Below are 14765 nucleotides of genomic sequence, written 5' to 3'. Positions count from 1 at the left end.
GCGGCGACGGCCTGGCGGCGTATCAGGACCGCCTCGGCGTCGGCGTCGGCGATCGGGGCGACGGCCTCGAAGTTGAAACGGCGCCTCAGCGCGGCGGGGTGCGGCAGCGGGTTCTGGTGGTGTCCGGGGGCAGGAAGAAGCTCTCTTTGTGCACAGGTTTGCGGGCGGGCGTTGGTGTGGGCCATGCCGTCAACTCCATCCAGTTGATGGCCACGTCCCGGGCCGCAACGGCGGCCGCGGGGTCTTTCACTTCAGTTAACGCCCCCGGTGCCGCGCCGACTTGCACAGAGTTTGCACAACACGTGTGCGGGCACTTGGTCTGCCTGTGAGCATGGCATCAAGGGGCCGCGCCGACCAGAGAGACTGACCACCATGGGCACCATCATCGATCCGGCGCCGGGCGAGCACGTGGCGATGCTGCGCAAGGCCCGCGGCTGGACCCAGACTCAGCTCTCGGACCGCGCGAGCGTGTCCACCTCGCTGCTCAGCAAGATCGAGGTCGGAGACCGGGCCCTGACACCCGAAGTGGCCGCGGCCCTGGGCCGCGCGTTCGGGACGAGCATGGCCGACGTACTCGGCCGCGCCTCGGTCACGGCCGACGACGAACAGCTGCTCGCAAAGCTCCGGTCCGCGATGCGCGACTACGACATGCCCGACCCCCAGGCCGTGCCCGAGAACCGCGTCACGGCCGGCCTTCAGACAGCGGACCGGTTCCGCGACGCCGTGGACGTCGCCGCACTGATCATCCTGCTCCCCGGGCTGCTGCGCAGCGCCACGACCTACGCGCACACAGCCAACACACCACAGGCGTGGTCCGGGCTCGCGGACGTGTACAGCACGGTCTACTGGCTCGCCGCGCGGCACCGCTGGATGGACATGGCGGAGCTCGCGGTCACGCGGCAGCGGTGGGCCGTCGAGCAGCAGCCCAACCCCGTCGCCGAGGCGTTCAGTTCCCGCGACCGCGCGGGCACCTACCTCAACTTCGGAGACGTCGAACGCGGCCTGGTCGTCATCGACCGGGCCATCGCAGCCGTGCAGTCCGCCCCGCTCAGCACAGCCGACCGCGACCTCGCGGTCGGCATCCTGAACCTGCGCGGGATGACACTCGCCGGACGCCTCCAGGACAAGACCGAAGGCAAACGCGAGGCGCAGCGGCACATCGAGTCCGCATGGCGCGCCGCCCGTTCGTTCCCGCGTGACATTGACGCTCACGGTCTCACGTTCGGGCCGCAGAACACGTTCACGCACGTGCTGGCGACCCAGGTCGATCTCGGCCGGCCGCACGACGCGCTCGCCCTCACCGACGACCTGGGCCAAGCACTCGAAGGACTGCCGCCGACCCGGGTCGCACCGACCCGGATCAACGCCGCGCGCGCCCAGCTCGACCTCGGCGACCGCGACGGCGCACTCGAGAACCTGTCCCACGCCTTCAACTCCGCGCCCCAGATGGCCCGCATCCACCCCATGGGCCGCGAAGTACTACGCGTCCTCGCCTCCCTCCACCGCCGCGCCAACCCCGAACTGAAACGGCTCTCCCGGCTCTCCGGCATCCGCCTCTGAACCTGCGGCAGGCCCGCCGCCTCACGAAGGGGGAGGGTGGGAAGCCGGGCCGTTGTTCTCCGTGCCGGGGCCCGGTCCTCGGTCTCAGAACGGCGGCACCCCCGTGCTCGGGGGCGCCGCCGGGTTCAGCTGTCGTCCTGGGTCAGTCGTCTCCCTCGCAGTCGTGGCCGGAGTCGACTATGCCGCCGTCCTCGAACCGGCCGTCACCGACCCATCCGCAGTCATCGCACTCCGCTTCCGCCGTCCAGTACACGTCAGCCATTGCCCGGCTCCTCTCGTATCAGGTGCCGCTCATGCTGTCGGTGGTTCCGGACACCCGGCATTTCGTGGTCGGACGGCCAAGCCGGTGTTCCGCGCACGGGTGCGGTCCGGGGACGGGAGCGGGTCCGTGAGCGGGAAGAGGGGGCACCGGAGGGGAGATGGCGGCCCCGGCCGTACTGCGTCCCGCTGATGCGGGGACCGGGGCCTTGCCCGCGCACCCATGCCGGCGCGAGCCGGGAGCAGCCTATGCCCCGGTGCGGGATTCGGCGCGGGTCCGTCGTGTCATCTACGGAAGCGGGAGAACCAGGTTCCGCCGGCCTTCTGCTCGGGCACAGCCCGGTCCTCCTCCTGGTGCTGGTGCGCGCCCGGCCAGGCTTGCTGTATGTCGGTGACGGCCTGCCGGTCGCAGTCCTCGCACAGCGACGGTCGGGGCTCTTGGGAAGCGCCCCAGCCAACGCGCTCGACCGCCCTCCACCGTTCGTCGGTGAACCCGGCACCGCATTCGGTGCAGACAGGGCGGCGGGCATATCGCCGGAAATCCTGCTCCGGTGCCCCGTCACGTACCGGTTCCGGGTGCTCCTGCTTGCCAACTGCCGGAACCTTGGCGGTGTCGGCCCTCTGCTTGCAGTCGTCGCACAGGTGCGGGTGGGTGTCCTTCGGCCTCCCCCAGTCCGTCGCCTGTGCCGCCTCCCAGCGCTCGTCGGTGAACCTCGCCCCGCAGCCGGCGCACACCGGACGGCGGGCCTCACGCTCGGCTGCCTTCTTCGCCGCCTGCTCCTGGACAGCCCGCCGCACCCGTGCCTGGTACTCCTCCTGACGGGCCCTGGCCTCTTCCCGGGCACGGGCATCGGCCGCCTCGAGACGGGGGTTGCCGATCGCTTCCAGAAGGGGCTGCGGCCGGTCGCGGCCGAAGCGGGCGAACACGGCTCCGGCCGAACCCTGTTCGCGGAGGTTGCGCAGCCCGACCGCGACGATCGGGACCTTCCCGTCGTAGTAATGGTGGCCCCCTTGCTGCCGCTCTCCCTGCCACAGGTGGCGGGTGAGCTCCTGCAGACGCGGAATGGTGTGGTTGGGGTTGCGTTCGCCGATGCGGTTGAACACCAGGAGCACGGGCGGGTGCGGCAAATCACTGGCCCGGCCCGCGGGGGCGTTCCAGCGGGTGCGCCACATCGGGCGCTCCTGGCCGTCGGTGTCCTTCACCTTCCGCCGGAAGAAACGGGCGTACTTCTCCAGCTTGGCGGCGAGCTCCTCCGGCGTCTCGTGGCAGTTGTCGACCTCGATGAACAGCAGCGGAACCCCGTCCTGCGGAGCGGTGAGAACCAAGTCGGCCTGCGCGCCGCCCTTGCCGGGCGCGTTCCACGTGCCGGTGGCAGGCAGCGGGACCTCGGTCCAGTACGAAGCGATCGTGCCGATCCCGTCCGGTCCGTCGACGGCGGCCTGGGCGGCGGCCTGGACGTGCGGCAGGTCGTCGGCAAGCCTGGCCATGTTCGGCTTCGGGCGCAGCATCGCGATCACGGTCTCGTTGACGGCCATCGGGTGGGAGGCACCGCTGGAGCCCGCGCCGCGAGCAGTGGAACCCATCTCCGTCACCGGGCGTTGCAGCTCGTAGGAGGCGGCCTCCAGTCCCTTGGGGGTCAGGTTCCGCAGCCTGTCCCCCGTCTCGGTGGAGCCGCCGTTCTCGGACAGGCCGTGCTTGCGCATGTCGGAGAGCGCGCCGGTATGCGAGGCGGTGCGGGCCTGCTTCTGCTTCGACGGAGTCTCCTTGTCGGCGTGCCGGAAGGTCAGGTGAGGGGCGCCGATCCGCTGGATCTGATCAGCCGTGGCCACCTTCAGCGCTCCGAGCACGCGCAGCACGTCGCCGCGGTAGCTGTTCGTCGACCCCGCCGGGTTGTTCTTCCGCTTCCCCGCCATCAGCTCTGCTCCCTCGTGGCTCGTGTCCGGCCGCCGGCCGACCGGCGCTGCTGGCCGCGCCCGGCCTGGGAGGGCGTCCGGGCCCCCCGGGACCCGATGATCTCCTCCACTACGGACATATAGAGGAGAGAAGAGGGTTGTGACGGCGCAGTTTTCGCGCTGATTACGGCCCTGACTAGGGGTTTTCCTCCGGACCGGGGTGCCGGGCTCCAAAGGGGGTTCCCGAGGGGCCTTTGAAGTGGGCACCCAGGGAGCCCCCTTGGGCTTGCCCGCCACGGGCCGGCCTTCCGATGTGATCGGCCCGAGCGGTGCCGCTGCCCGGCCCTCGGGTGAGTGCTCGTCATCCTTCTCGTCTCCTTCGCTGCCCCGGCCGGGGCGGTCGTCGCGAAGGAGCAGCGTGCAGCCGACCCCCTTGACCGCGGTCTGACCGCGGCCGGTAGCGGACGTGGTCAAGGAGTTATGCGGCGGTCGTCGGGGCGGTAGCAGACCTGGGCAAGGGGTCATGGTCGCGTTCGTGGTAGGGCCGACCAAGGTGGTCAAGGGGGGCCTGGCGCGCACCCGGTGCACCTGACCGCTGTGTAGTGCGCGCCACCGATGACGACGGCGCGCCCGCGCTGCACGCACCAGGTGCGGTGACGGCATGGGTGGTGCGCCCATCCGGTGCGGTGGGAGTGGGCCCGGGTGGGAGCGGTGGAGGCGGCGTGTTTCTCCTTGACCTGAGCTGTTGTCAAGGAGAAACGCGCCGGATGGGGGCGCTACCCCACCCCCGTCGATGTCGCCCACTCCCCCACGGTGTCGGCCGCTCCACCGAGTGGGCTCCACTGAGCCTCCGCCAACTTGAAGACGCAGGTCAAAGGGCTGGTGTGACCGGTTCTCAGGTTGCTCACGCTGGTCGCGGGCGGCAGTCTGAGCAGTAGATCGTCCGTCAGGCTGTGTTGTATTGCTGATGCCAACGGCCCGGAGTGGCAATCTTCGTGCTTACTGCGGCAGGTTGGCCTCGTCCGCCTTGCGGAAGATGTCTCCGCACGTGGGGGAGGGCACCGACTCGCGGGCTGTAAGGACGGTCAGCGTATGGCGCACTTCCGTGCTCAGCCGAAGGAGCTGGAGACTGGTCTGACCGCTCTTATAGGCGTGCAGGCGGAAGATTCTGACCGCGATTTCGTCGCGGTCGTCGGCGAAGGTGTCTGGGAGCCCGGCGAGTAGTTCGAAGTCTTGCTTGCCGGTTGCTGCGTCAGTCACGGCGCTGAGGGGCAGGGTCTCGAACTCTGATGCGGACAAGGAAGTGTCCACCGCGACAGCGTGGGCGGCTAAGGCCGCGAAGACCTCAATGAGGCGTTCCCCCACCGTCACGTCAATGCCCCAGGAGTGCAGCCGCTCCCGGCGGCGAGCCTGGCGCCATGGCTCCTGGTCCAGCAGTGGCAGCAGGACACGACCCAGGTACGCGCAGCGACGCCACAGCGTGTCGTGGTCCGAGGTCATGATCGATCCTCTCTGCAGTTGGAGGGCCTGCCTTCCGGGCGGCGCAGGCCCTCCAACTTCCCACTACACGCAGGCCAGGTACAGGACGGGGCGCTGGACGTTGTCTCAGCGGCTGACTTCGAGATTTGTCAGGACGAGCAGGGCACGCACGAGGCGTGTGGCGCGAGCGGGATCGGTACGGAGCTTGGTGAGGATCCGCCAGTTCTTGAGGTGGGCGAAGCCGTGTTCGACCGGTGCGCGTCCGACGGCGAGGACGCGGTTGGCTTCCTTCTGGCCCGGGGTGAGCTTGTGGGTGCGGCTGGCGGAGTAGCCAGTGACGATCACCGGGTCGAGTACGTCGTTGTCCAGGCCGCGGAAGCCGAGGTCGGCCAATGCCCCGAGGCCGGCGGCGCGCAGGTGGACCGCGATGTGGTCGTGGCGGGCTGCGGTGTTGTCATGGGTACGGCCGGGGCGGGCGGCGGATATCCAGATCAGGCGGCCTCTCTCGTCGGTCAGGGCGAGGAAGTGCAGGCCATGGTGCTTGCCGGAATAGTTCCGCCGGTCGGCCTTCCCTGTGCGGCGTCGGGTGCGGATGAGGGTGCCATCGATCAGGACTACCTTCCCGCCCTGCTTGGCGACCTTCTTCAGGGCGCGGTCCAGGCGCGGCGCCTGGGCGGCGAGCAGTCCGATCAGCTCGTCGCGCCAGCGGCGGACGGTGGACTCGGACACGCCGTTGCCGCCGGCCATGTCAGCCAGGCGCTGGTCGTGGCGCAGTACGGCCAGGACGATCACCGCGATCTTCCCCGGCGGCAGAATCCGCCACCGGGACCGAATCACCTTCAGATGGCGTCTGAGCAGATCGGCGAGGTGGTTGACGGTGCGCGTGGACAGCGGCAGACGGCACTGGTAGACAAGCGGGCAGGTGTCCTCGGCGCGCTCTTTGGTATTCGTCACACAATCCCAACGGCCGCCGGGGGTACCCCGGTTACGCCCGTACCGAGCCACTCCGAATGACGGTGCTCCTGGTCACAGACGGGTGGTGAACCGGCCGTCGGGCAGTTTGCGCAGCCAGCCGCGATCGGCGAGTCTGACCAGCTTGCTACGTAGCGGTTCCAGTTTGGACCGCACGCTGACATCCACCCCCACCACCTCGCCGACCTCGCGGGCCATGACCGGTCCGGCGGCCTGGCGCACGGCGGCGATGATGCGCTGGTAGTCCCACGGGAGCGAGTCCTCCTCCACGCCTGGTTCACGGTGCGGAATCAGCATCACCGCTCGTCCGCCCACCTGCCCGGGCACCGGCCCAATGGAGGTTCGTTCCTCGGCGATCTGCCCAGTCATCCGTTCAAGGACGCGTTCGGCGACGGCGAGTTCGTCCCGCTCGGCCCGCACTTCGGTCAGCTGTTTAGCCAGCTGTGCTTCGAGTTCGTCCAGTTCCGTACGACGCGCGGTGATCCGTTCCAGCAGCTCGGGATCCATGCACCGAATCGTAGAAGGCCGCCCGGCCCCAGCGAGCAGGAACCGGCAAACCCGGCTCCGTCAAACGATCTACTCCTCAGACAGCCGCCTACGACCAGCGTGAGCACCCCCGAGAACCGCTCATACCAGCCCTGTGACCTGCGACTTCAAGTTGGCGGAGGCTCACTCCCCCACCGGGTGGAGCGCACCGAGTGGACCGGCCGATCCGCACCACCGTGGACTCCACTCCCCTCCGTGCACGATGCACGGTGGAGTCCATCGCGCCTACTCAGCCCCGGCGCCGGCCCCGCGCGGTGCGCCACAGGTTCGGCCGGCCACCGGGGTACTGCCGGGAGCGGGAGCGGCCACGGACGGGCGGCGACGTCGGCAACGGGTACAGCGCCATGCGCAGCCGGGCGGCGTCGGCGAGCTGCTCCAGGCGCTCACGCTGCTCCGGCGAGAGGGACAACCGGACCGGTTCAACCATGCGGGCCTCCGTAGTCGGGTGTGGTTTTGCACCCTCGCCCCTGACCGTCACCTCCAGGACGTGCGCGTCGATCGCGTCCCGGCAGGTGCGCCGACGACTTCGCCCCGTGTCCCGCGAGGCGGAGCGCGGCCGGTCCGGCGTACGCGCGGGCGCCCCACGGACGGCTGGTCCGTGGGGCGCCCGGATGCGGCGGCGGTCAGCTCTGCATCATGGCCTCGATGTCGCTGAGCGACAGCTCGTTCGTGCCACGGTCCGCCGCCTTGCTCTGCGTCCAGGCAACGATCGCCGGGTGCGCATCCTCGTACTGGGCGCCGGCAGTCGTGTGCTGCCCGTCGGTCGTGGCGACCTGGGTGAGGTAGGCGGCCAGGGCGTGCGGGCCGCCGCCGTTGTACCCGATCTCGTAGCCCAGGCCGTTCCTCTGCGGAAGGAACGACAGGACGCCCTTGTCCGTCCGGGCCCAGAACAGACCGCGGCCGGTGTGGAAGCGGCTGAAGACGTCGTCCGGGCGTAGTTCGAGCGGAGCGTACGTCGTGTAGCTCCACTGGTCCGTGCCGCCCTCGCCGCGGTGCTTGAAGTGCTTGCTGACGACGGGCAGCCCGTACTCGGGGTCGTAGAAGGTCCGGCGGCACATGCAGCCTGAGCCGCTGATCGCCGACGGGCTGCTGGGGTCCTCCGTGACGCACGGGTGGAACAGGGTCGGGATGTCCGTGGACTGCACGAGGGTGCAGTGCATCGCGTTCGGTTCGCAGCGCACCAGCCTGCCCAGCCACTCCTGGAAGTGAGGGGTCACGGTCTGCTGGGCCTCGATGTCCAGTACGGCGTTCAGCGACGATGTGGCGGCGCCGCGCTGGGGCTCGGTGTAGAGGACGAAGTTCAGGTAGCCCTTCGTCGGGTCGGTCAGGTTCAGATCGCGGGCCTCGTAGGGCAACGGGCGCTCCAATGCGGGTGTCTGGCGGCCGGGGCGCGGCCGCGGGGAACGGTGAGGTCAGCCGACGCGGTGTTCCGGGCGCAGGGTGAGGCCGCGATCGAAGAACTGCGCGGTGTCGTCCGGTCCGAGTCCGAGGGCGCGGGCGACGGCGGTGCCTTCGTCGTCGCGGACGAAGGCGAGGAGGATCTTGCGGGTGGCGGGGTCGGACATGGTCCGGCGGGCGGCTTCGACGGCGGGGCGACGCAGCCGGTGGTGCCGTCTTCGACGATGTCCCGGCGCGTTTTGTCGTCCCAGATGTTGAGCTGGAGGTTGGCGCCCTTGGTGGAGCAGTCCTCCTTGGAGTCCGCACCGAGGACGCGCCGCCCGAGCATCGCAGCGTGGGCGTGGCGCTGGAGGTAGACGGCTGTGCCCAGGAGCCGGTCGACTTCCTTCTCCGTGTTCTCGCGGGCCTTCTCGGGGCTGACGAGCGAGGTCTTCGGGTCGTGAGGCTGAACCCGGATCTTCAGCGCCGCCAGGCTGCGGGCGAGGTCGTCGGCGACGCTGAGCAGGCCCACCAGGTTCACGTCGCCGCGCTGGCGGGGCGGGGGCAGTTCGTCGGGGTAGCTCTCCAGCGGTTCCAGCGGTTCGTGCAGGTCGGTCAAGGTTCCTCCCGTGCCGGGTGCCAACGTCCCCGATTCTCAGTCCGGCCCGCCGGAGCTCGCGGGTGAAGTCGCAGATCGGCCACCCGCTGGCCGGTTGCCGTCCCTCACTGGTTGCGGCCTGCTCCCCTGCCCTGGTCGGGCCGGTTCACATGGTGCTGCTGCTGGTCGGCGGGCTTGACCGCGTCAGCCGGCTGCTCGGGCTTCGGCCGGTCCTCCATGGCGCGGCGGCGGGTGTCGGCGGCGCGGGTGAAGGCGGCGAGCCGGTCCAGGTTCTTCGGTGTGCGCAGCCACGTCGCCGGGTCGGTTGTGCGGCCCTCCAGGTACTCCTCGGGCATCGCGGCCTGCTGATGGAGCTGGACTGCGGCGGCTCGCTGCGCCGGGGTCAGGGCGGTGTCCCGGCCCGGGTGGTCGACGGCGTGGGGAGCGGACGCCGTCTCGCCCTCGAGGTCGCGGTGATCGGCGGGTGCGGAGACGGCCGAGGTTGTCGCCTCGGTGGCGGTGGCAGTGTCGGCTCGGATGCGGGCGTCGCGGATCGCGTTCTGCACGGCAAGGCTGGCGACCCGGGCCCGCTCGTAGCGGCTGGACTCCCGTGGCGGTGTGCCTTGGGCGGGGGCGATCCACCACCGGTGCGGCACCGGGAAGTCGGCGGTGTAGGTCATCCGGTCCGCCGCCGGCGCTTCCCGGCCGGGCTTGGTGACCGTGTGGCGGCGGGAGTACCGGAGCAGGGCCCGGTGGGCGATGTAGTCGTCCAGGCCGCGGGTGAACTCGCGGCCGCGCAGCGTCTCCAGCAGGTGCCGACGCGCTTCGGCCAGGATATGGCGCCGGGAGAACTTCTCTCGCACGGTGAAGACGACCGCGGCGACGTCGACGGCGGCGAGCGCCACGTCCACGGTGGGATCCACCCGCGCCCGGATCGCCGCCCCCACGGCCCGGCACCTGTCCAGAAGGCCGTCGATGAGCTGCTGGCCGAAGCGGAGGATCGCGGAGGCGCGCCACCGCGCGAGCAGCTGCGCGAGCGGCTTCGGCTTCTTCTTCGCGGGCCGGGTCTCCTGCGCCGCCCACCAGCCCAGTCCGTGACGGCCCCGCTCTGAGGGCAGGTGGCCGTGGTCCTTCACGTACTGGTCGGTGAGTACCTCCAGGGCGTCCTCGATGCGCTGGCGGCGGGACGCCGACCAGTTGATGAGGTCCTCGGGCACTCCGGCGATCTCCATGACCGGACGCAGGCCCGGCGTGACCTCGCGCGGCACGGTCGCCAGCCCCAGGGTCTCGCACACCTCGGTCGTCATCGCCAGGGTGTAGAGCGTCCCGGCGGCCACCACGTTCTGGTAGAGACGGTAGGTGTCCAGAGCGCCCCAGACCGGATCACCGTCGGCGCCCAGGCGCTGGACGCGGTTGAGGATCAGGCAGTGCTCGTGCAGGAGCGGCAGTCCGTCGCGGTTGTCGATGTGCCGGAAGGCGGCGACCACGAGCGCGGGCGTCTTCGCGCGGCCGCGGCCTGACGCCCACCGGGTCTCGGCAACCTCATCCTCCAGCCAGCGCAGCGCCGTGGCGACGGCCCGCTCGTGGGCCCGCTCGATGACCCGGCGCACGGTGGCGTCGCCCAGCGCCCACAGCACGACCAGCGACGCCTGCGGCCGGAAGGTGAAGTCCATGCCGAGCAGCGGAGTCTGCTTGCGAGCCTCGATCTCCTCGATCGGCTGCCCCAGCACCGTCAGCCAGCGGGCCGTCACCGGGTCGACGCCGTCGTCCAGCAGGCCGCGCTCGATGCGGTCGGCGTCCGGGTGCCGGCCCTCGCCGAACAGCAGCTCCAGCTGACGCTCGGACACCTCCGCGCCCTCGGTGAGCCCCAGCGCACGCAGACCACGCCCCAGCCACCGTCCCGGTGGGAGCCCGGCCAGCTCCTGGGCGTCCTTCAACGACTGTCCGACCGGGCGGCGGCCGTCCCCGAACGCAACTCCGCGTATGTAGTACCGCCACGCGTTACGCCTCTGGATCTTCGCGACACTCAGCATCGCCCCAGCACACACCGGCTCTGACCTGCGAAAAAGCACGATCCCGTGAGGCGGGAGAGTTCACTGAAACTTCACGGCCGATCCCGCCCAGCGGGCATCCGTGGCGATGCCGTGCCCGCCCGGCGGACACCACCAGGGCCATGTAAATGCTGCGCGACCACCCAGTCACACCCGCCTCAGGCGCTCCGAAATCCGCCAGTAAGCGACTCCGCCGTCAACGAGCGCACATCTGCGTACCCCCCACCAACGGCCATAGATGCCAGCCCCGCACCACGTCACCGACTCCCTTCAACCCAAGAGAGACACCCACTGCCCCCGGCAGCGCCGGGGGCTTCGTGCTTCCTGGAGGACCGACGTGCCGACGTACGAGACCACGTCCCGCTTCACCGCCGACCACCGCCGCCTCACACTCAACCAGCGCGCGCACGAACGCGGGGGGCACGTGCCCCCCGCGGCCCGTCGGCGCAACAACCGGGATCTGGCCCCGGCTGTTCGGGCGTCAGTCCATGGGCAGCTGATTGGCCCAAGCCGCGAACCCGGCCCGGGTCCCCGCCCCTGCGATGCCGTCGACTGCGCCGGAGTAGTACCCCGCACTTCTCAGGAACCGTTGGAGGGCCTTGATCGTCTCGGTCCCGAGGAGACCGTCGATCGCTCCGCTGTAGACCCCGGCGTAGTAGCGGAGATAGGACTGGACTCTCTTCGCCTGCGAAGTATTCAGCCCCAGGTTCTCGACCTCGGTGACCGCGGCCGGCCCGGAGACCACACTCTGGTGCCTCTCCGGCGTCGCCGCGACGGCGGTCCCGGAGGCCGACAGGGTCCCGGCGGTGATCCCGAGCAGCGCCGCAATGCTCGCGAGCGCCTTCACCGTGTTCGATCGCATGTGGTGCCCTTCTGTGACGACCCGCCAAGCGGGTGACTCACCTCTCTCCGCCAGCCTTGAGGCTGGGCGGCGGGCCGGGTCCCGACTGCTGGAGCGACAACTTCGTCCTCCATCCCGCCGGACGGGTCCGCAGCCGTCACGGCCGAAGGCCCTGGCCGGGGCCGGGCTGCTGGTGCTGCTGCTCATGCTCCTGGCGGCGCCGGTCGACCGGCCCCGGCCGGGTCGGCGGCCGGGGCCGGGTCGGCGGCCGGGGCCGGGATCTCTCCCTTCTCGATGGCGCGGCCGCGGGCGTTGGCCGCGCGGGTGAAAGCGGCGAGCCGTTCCAGGTTCTCCGGTGTGCGCAGCCACGTCGCCGGGTCGGTCGTGCGGCCCTCCAGGTACTCCTCGGGCATCGCGGCCTGTTGGTGGGTGTAAATGGCGACGGCCCGCTGCGCCGGAGTGAGGCGGCGCCCCGGTCCGGGTGGTCGACGGCGTGCGGCGCGTCTGACGGCTGGTCGCGGCGGTGGTCGTCGGCGTGCGTGGCGGCTGACGCAGTCGCGGCCGGGGTGCGGGCGGCGCGGATCGCGTTCCGTACGGCGAGGCTGGCGACCCGGGCCCGCTCGTACCGGCTCGACTCGCGGGGAGGCTTGCCGTCGGTGCCGGCGATCCACCATCTGTCGGGCTCGGCGAAATCGGCTTTGTAGAAGAGCTGGTCGGCGGCCGGGCTGGGGAACGGTGGACTGGCGGAAGTAGCGGAGCAGGGCCCGGTGGGCGATGTAGTCGTCCAGGCCGCGGGTGAACTCGCGGCCGCGCAGGGTCTCCAGCAGGTGCCGGCGGGCTTCGGCCAGGACGTGTCGGCGGGCGAACTTGCCGCAGACGGTGGAGACGACCGCGGCGATGTCGACAGCGGCGAGTATGGCATCGACGTGCGGATCCACCCGGGCCCGGATCGCCGCCCCCGCCGCGCGACAGCGCCGAAGGAGCCCGTCGACCATCTGCTTGCCGAACTTCAGCAGCGCGGACGCCCGCCACCATGCGAGCAGCTGTTTCAACGGGCGCGGGGTCTTCTTCTCGGGGCGGGTGTCCTGCGCCGCCTGCCACCCGAGGCCGTGGCGGGCCTGCTCGCCGGGCAGCCTCCCGTGCTTCTGCGCGTACTTGTAGGTGAGGCCTTCCAGGACGTCCTCGATCCGCTGACGGCGAGTGGAGGACCAGTCGATGAGCTCGGAGTCGACACCGGCTATCTCCATCACCGGGCGCAGGCCCGGCGTCACCTCCCGGGGCACCGTCGCCAGTCCCAGCTCCTCACACACCTCGGTCGTCAACGCGAGGGTGTAGAGCGTCCCGGCTGCCACGACGTTCCGGTAGAGGCAGAAGGTGTCCAGGGCACCCCACACCGGCTCGCCGTCGTCGCCCCTGCGCTGCACGCGGTTGAGGACCAGGCAGTGGTCGTGCAGGAGCGGGAAGCCGTCCCGGTTGTCGAAGTGCCGGAACGCCGCTACCACGAGGGCCGGTGTCTTCGCGCGGCCGCGGCCCGATGCCCACCGGGTTCGACCGGCCCCGGCCGGGGTCGGCGGCCGGGGCCGCCAGGAGCGCGAGGCGAGAACGTGCCGGACCGTCTCCTGCCGTGCGTGGCCGTCCGATTCCGCACGGCAAGACGTGTAGGACCCGTGGCAGTGGACCCGCGCTTCGGTCGCTGCATAAGTAGGGCCCAGAGACCGAAGAGAAGCGACGGTCGCTGGCTTGATTCACTGCGAGAAATCGCAGGTCAAAGCTCTTGCGGGGCTGCGGCAGCGACTGAAGCGACTGTCGCCCCACATATCAGCTGTGTAGCTAGCGCGCGTGCGCGTCATATATAGGCGTCTTCAGTCGCTTCAGTCGCTGCTCTAGGTTGAGTGTGCCTTCTGACCTGCGGTTTCTTCCAGTGACTCAAGCCAGCGACCGAAGCGACTCAGTCACTCACCCATACCTTCAGTCGCTAAGCCCCAACCTGTCGCGACTCGCCTGTCGACGAGATGACCTGATCGAACGCGCGTTTTCGCTAGTCTGTCTCCGTTGTTGAGTCGCTTCAGTCGCTATTGGGGGAACGAGATGCCTGCTGACCTGCGGGTTTCCTCCAGCGACTCAGAAGTTACTGGCCCGAACGCACTCACGCTCGCCCACTGGTGCGCAAGCAACGGCTGGCCCGTGCATCCACTCGCCCCAGGCAGGAAGACCCCCGCTGCGAACTGTCCGGCCTGCCGCGAGCCTGGGCATGACCACCATGCCTGTCCCTGCCGGGCCGCAGGACGCTGGTGCCACGGGTTTTACGCCGCGACCCTCGACGGCAACCGCATCCAGCAGTGGTGGGGACCACGCCCGCAGATGGGCGTCGCCGTTGCCTGCGGGCCGGCGAACCTCGTCGTCATCGACATCGACGCCCACCCCGCGCCACCCCCTTCCAGGAATCGGCTTCTGCCCGGCATCGACATCGCTGAGGACATCGACGTCTCCCAGATGACCACCGGTTTCCACACCCTGGCCGTCCTTGCCGCACTCCGTGGGCAGCACAGCCCCGCTGACGACGTCACAACTCTCAGGGTCCGAACACCCTCGGGCGGCCTGCACGTCTGGTACCGCAGCACCGACACCCGTCGCTGGCAGTGCTCCTCCGGCTCCGGCAAGACCCGGGCTCTCGCCTGGCAGGTCGACGTGCGGGCCGACGGCGGATACATCATCGCGCCCGGAACCACCACCGAGGCAGGCCTCTACACGCCGCTCGGCACCGTACGGACCCCTGCCCCACTTCCGGCCTGGCTGGCCCAGGAACTCCAGCGCACGCACCATCTCCCCGCCGCGCACGTACCGGCCCCGCGCCCCGTGCCCGGCCGTGCCCGCCAGGCCGTCGCGGCCGCACGCCACGGCGGCAACCCCGTTGTTGCCGCTGTTACCAAGGTCCTTGCCGAAGTCGCCGACTGCGCTGGCACCCCCGAAGGAGCAGGGTTCTCCGAGAAGCTCAACCGGGCGGCCTTCACGCTTGGCGGACTGGTCGCCAGCGGACAACTCACCGAGCACGACGCCCGAGACGCCCTCATGGAAACGGCCCGCCACGCCCGCCCCGGGCAGGACCGCCGCGCCGAGGCAATCATCCGCGGCGGTATGACCGCAGGCGCCCGACGCCCCCTTCACCCCGGGAGCCACCCGTGACCAGCTC

At 70.4% G+C, this 14765-nt stretch carries 13 protein-coding genes; 2 read left to right on the top strand and 11 right to left on the bottom strand.

Features of this window, described 5'->3' with window-relative positions:
- The coding region (locus ACFYXM_RS34550) for a hypothetical protein (RefSeq protein ID WP_389295480.1) at positions 1-185 on the bottom strand (185 nt) is incomplete at its 3' end.
- 187 nt (positions 186-372) lie between these two features.
- Between ACFYXM_RS34550 and ACFYXM_RS34545 the strand changes: the two genes are divergently transcribed.
- Positions 373-1560 carry a helix-turn-helix domain-containing protein gene (locus ACFYXM_RS34545; protein WP_389295474.1) on the top strand — a complete coding sequence of 396 codons (1188 nt, stop codon included), beginning with the start codon at positions 373-375 and terminating at the stop codon, positions 1558-1560.
- Between the two features lie 543 nt (positions 1561-2103).
- Here the strand turns inward: ACFYXM_RS34545 and ACFYXM_RS34540 are convergent.
- The 10 genes from ACFYXM_RS34540 to mobF (ACFYXM_RS34495) form a co-directional block, all read right to left on the bottom strand.
- Entirely contained in the window at positions 2104-3732 is a 1629-nt protein-coding gene (locus ACFYXM_RS34540; RefSeq protein WP_389295472.1) for a replication-relaxation family protein, read from the bottom strand.
- A 978-nt stretch (positions 3733-4710) separates the two neighbouring features.
- Complete coding sequence (locus tag ACFYXM_RS34535; RefSeq protein WP_389295470.1) at positions 4711-5211, bottom strand: hypothetical protein; 501 nt, start codon at positions 5209-5211, stop codon at positions 4711-4713.
- 105 nt (positions 5212-5316) lie between these two features.
- Positions 5317-6144, bottom strand: a complete 828-nt coding sequence (locus ACFYXM_RS34530) for a transposase family protein (RefSeq protein WP_389295467.1) — start codon at positions 6142-6144, stop codon at positions 5317-5319.
- A 72-nt stretch (positions 6145-6216) separates the two neighbouring features.
- A complete protein-coding gene (locus tag ACFYXM_RS34525; RefSeq protein WP_389295466.1) occupies positions 6217-6669 on the bottom strand; it encodes a hypothetical protein in 453 nt (150 codons plus the stop codon).
- 268 nt (positions 6670-6937) lie between these two features.
- Positions 6938-7135 (bottom strand): hypothetical protein, encoded by a 198-nt coding sequence (locus ACFYXM_RS34520; RefSeq protein WP_386807621.1) that lies wholly within the window; start codon positions 7133-7135, stop codon positions 6938-6940.
- Positions 7136-7331: 196 nt separating this feature from the next.
- The gene (locus ACFYXM_RS34515; RefSeq protein WP_389295464.1) at positions 7332-8063 is read right to left on the bottom strand and encodes a hypothetical protein; all 732 of its coding nucleotides are present in this window, start codon (positions 8061-8063) and stop codon (positions 7332-7334) included.
- Positions 8039-8704, bottom strand: a complete 666-nt coding sequence (locus ACFYXM_RS34510) for a hypothetical protein (RefSeq protein ID WP_389295462.1) — start codon at positions 8702-8704, stop codon at positions 8039-8041. Before ACFYXM_RS34510 ends, ACFYXM_RS34515 begins: the two co-directional genes overlap by 25 nt.
- A 104-nt stretch (positions 8705-8808) precedes the next feature.
- Entirely contained in the window at positions 8809-10716 is a 1908-nt protein-coding gene (gene mobF / locus ACFYXM_RS34505; protein WP_389295460.1) for a MobF family relaxase, read from the bottom strand.
- A gap of 499 nt (positions 10717-11215) precedes the next feature.
- Positions 11216-11596, bottom strand: a complete 381-nt coding sequence (locus ACFYXM_RS34500) for a peptidoglycan-binding protein (RefSeq protein WP_389295459.1) — start codon at positions 11594-11596, stop codon at positions 11216-11218.
- A 182-nt stretch (positions 11597-11778) separates the two neighbouring features.
- The gene (gene mobF, locus ACFYXM_RS34495) at positions 11779-13077 is read right to left on the bottom strand and encodes a MobF family relaxase (RefSeq protein WP_389295457.1); all 1299 of its coding nucleotides are present in this window, start codon (positions 13075-13077) and stop codon (positions 11779-11781) included.
- Positions 13078-13759: 682 nt separating this feature from the next.
- On the opposite strand from mobF (ACFYXM_RS34495), the gene ACFYXM_RS34490 reads away from it, so the two are divergent.
- Positions 13760-14758, top strand: coding sequence for a bifunctional DNA primase/polymerase (locus tag ACFYXM_RS34490; RefSeq protein ID WP_389295456.1), 999 nt, complete (start codon positions 13760-13762; stop codon positions 14756-14758).
- Positions 14759-14765: the final 7 nt, after the last annotated feature.

The organism is Streptomyces sp. NPDC002476, from assembly GCF_042889785.1.
GTDB lineage: Bacteria > Actinomycetota > Actinomycetes > Streptomycetales > Streptomycetaceae > Streptomyces.
The sequence above is the reverse complement of the archived record's forward strand: the minus strand, read 5'-3'. Positions and strand labels throughout refer to the sequence as shown.

Bases quoted from the DNA above. Each gene is read 5' to 3' on its own strand.
- ACFYXM_RS34545 (WP_389295474.1), top strand. From the start codon at position 373: ATGGGCACCATCATCGATCCGGCGCCGGGCGAGCACGTGGCGATGCTG.
- ACFYXM_RS34540 (WP_389295472.1), bottom strand. From the start codon at position 3,732: ATGGCGGGGAAGCGGAAGAACAACCCGGCGGGGTCGACGAACAGCTAC.
- ACFYXM_RS34535 (WP_389295470.1), bottom strand. From the start codon at position 5,211: ATGACCTCGGACCACGACACGCTGTGGCGTCGCTGCGCGTACCTGGGT.
- ACFYXM_RS34525 (WP_389295466.1), bottom strand. From the start codon at position 6,669: ATGGATCCCGAGCTGCTGGAACGGATCACCGCGCGTCGTACGGAACTG.
- ACFYXM_RS34520 (WP_386807621.1), bottom strand. From the start codon at position 7,135: ATGGTTGAACCGGTCCGGTTGTCCCTCTCGCCGGAGCAGCGTGAGCGC.
- mobF (WP_389295460.1), bottom strand. From the start codon at position 10,716: ATGCTGAGTGTCGCGAAGATCCAGAGGCGTAACGCGTGGCGGTACTAC.
- ACFYXM_RS34500 (WP_389295459.1), bottom strand. From the start codon at position 11,596: ATGCGATCGAACACGGTGAAGGCGCTCGCGAGCATTGCGGCGCTGCTC.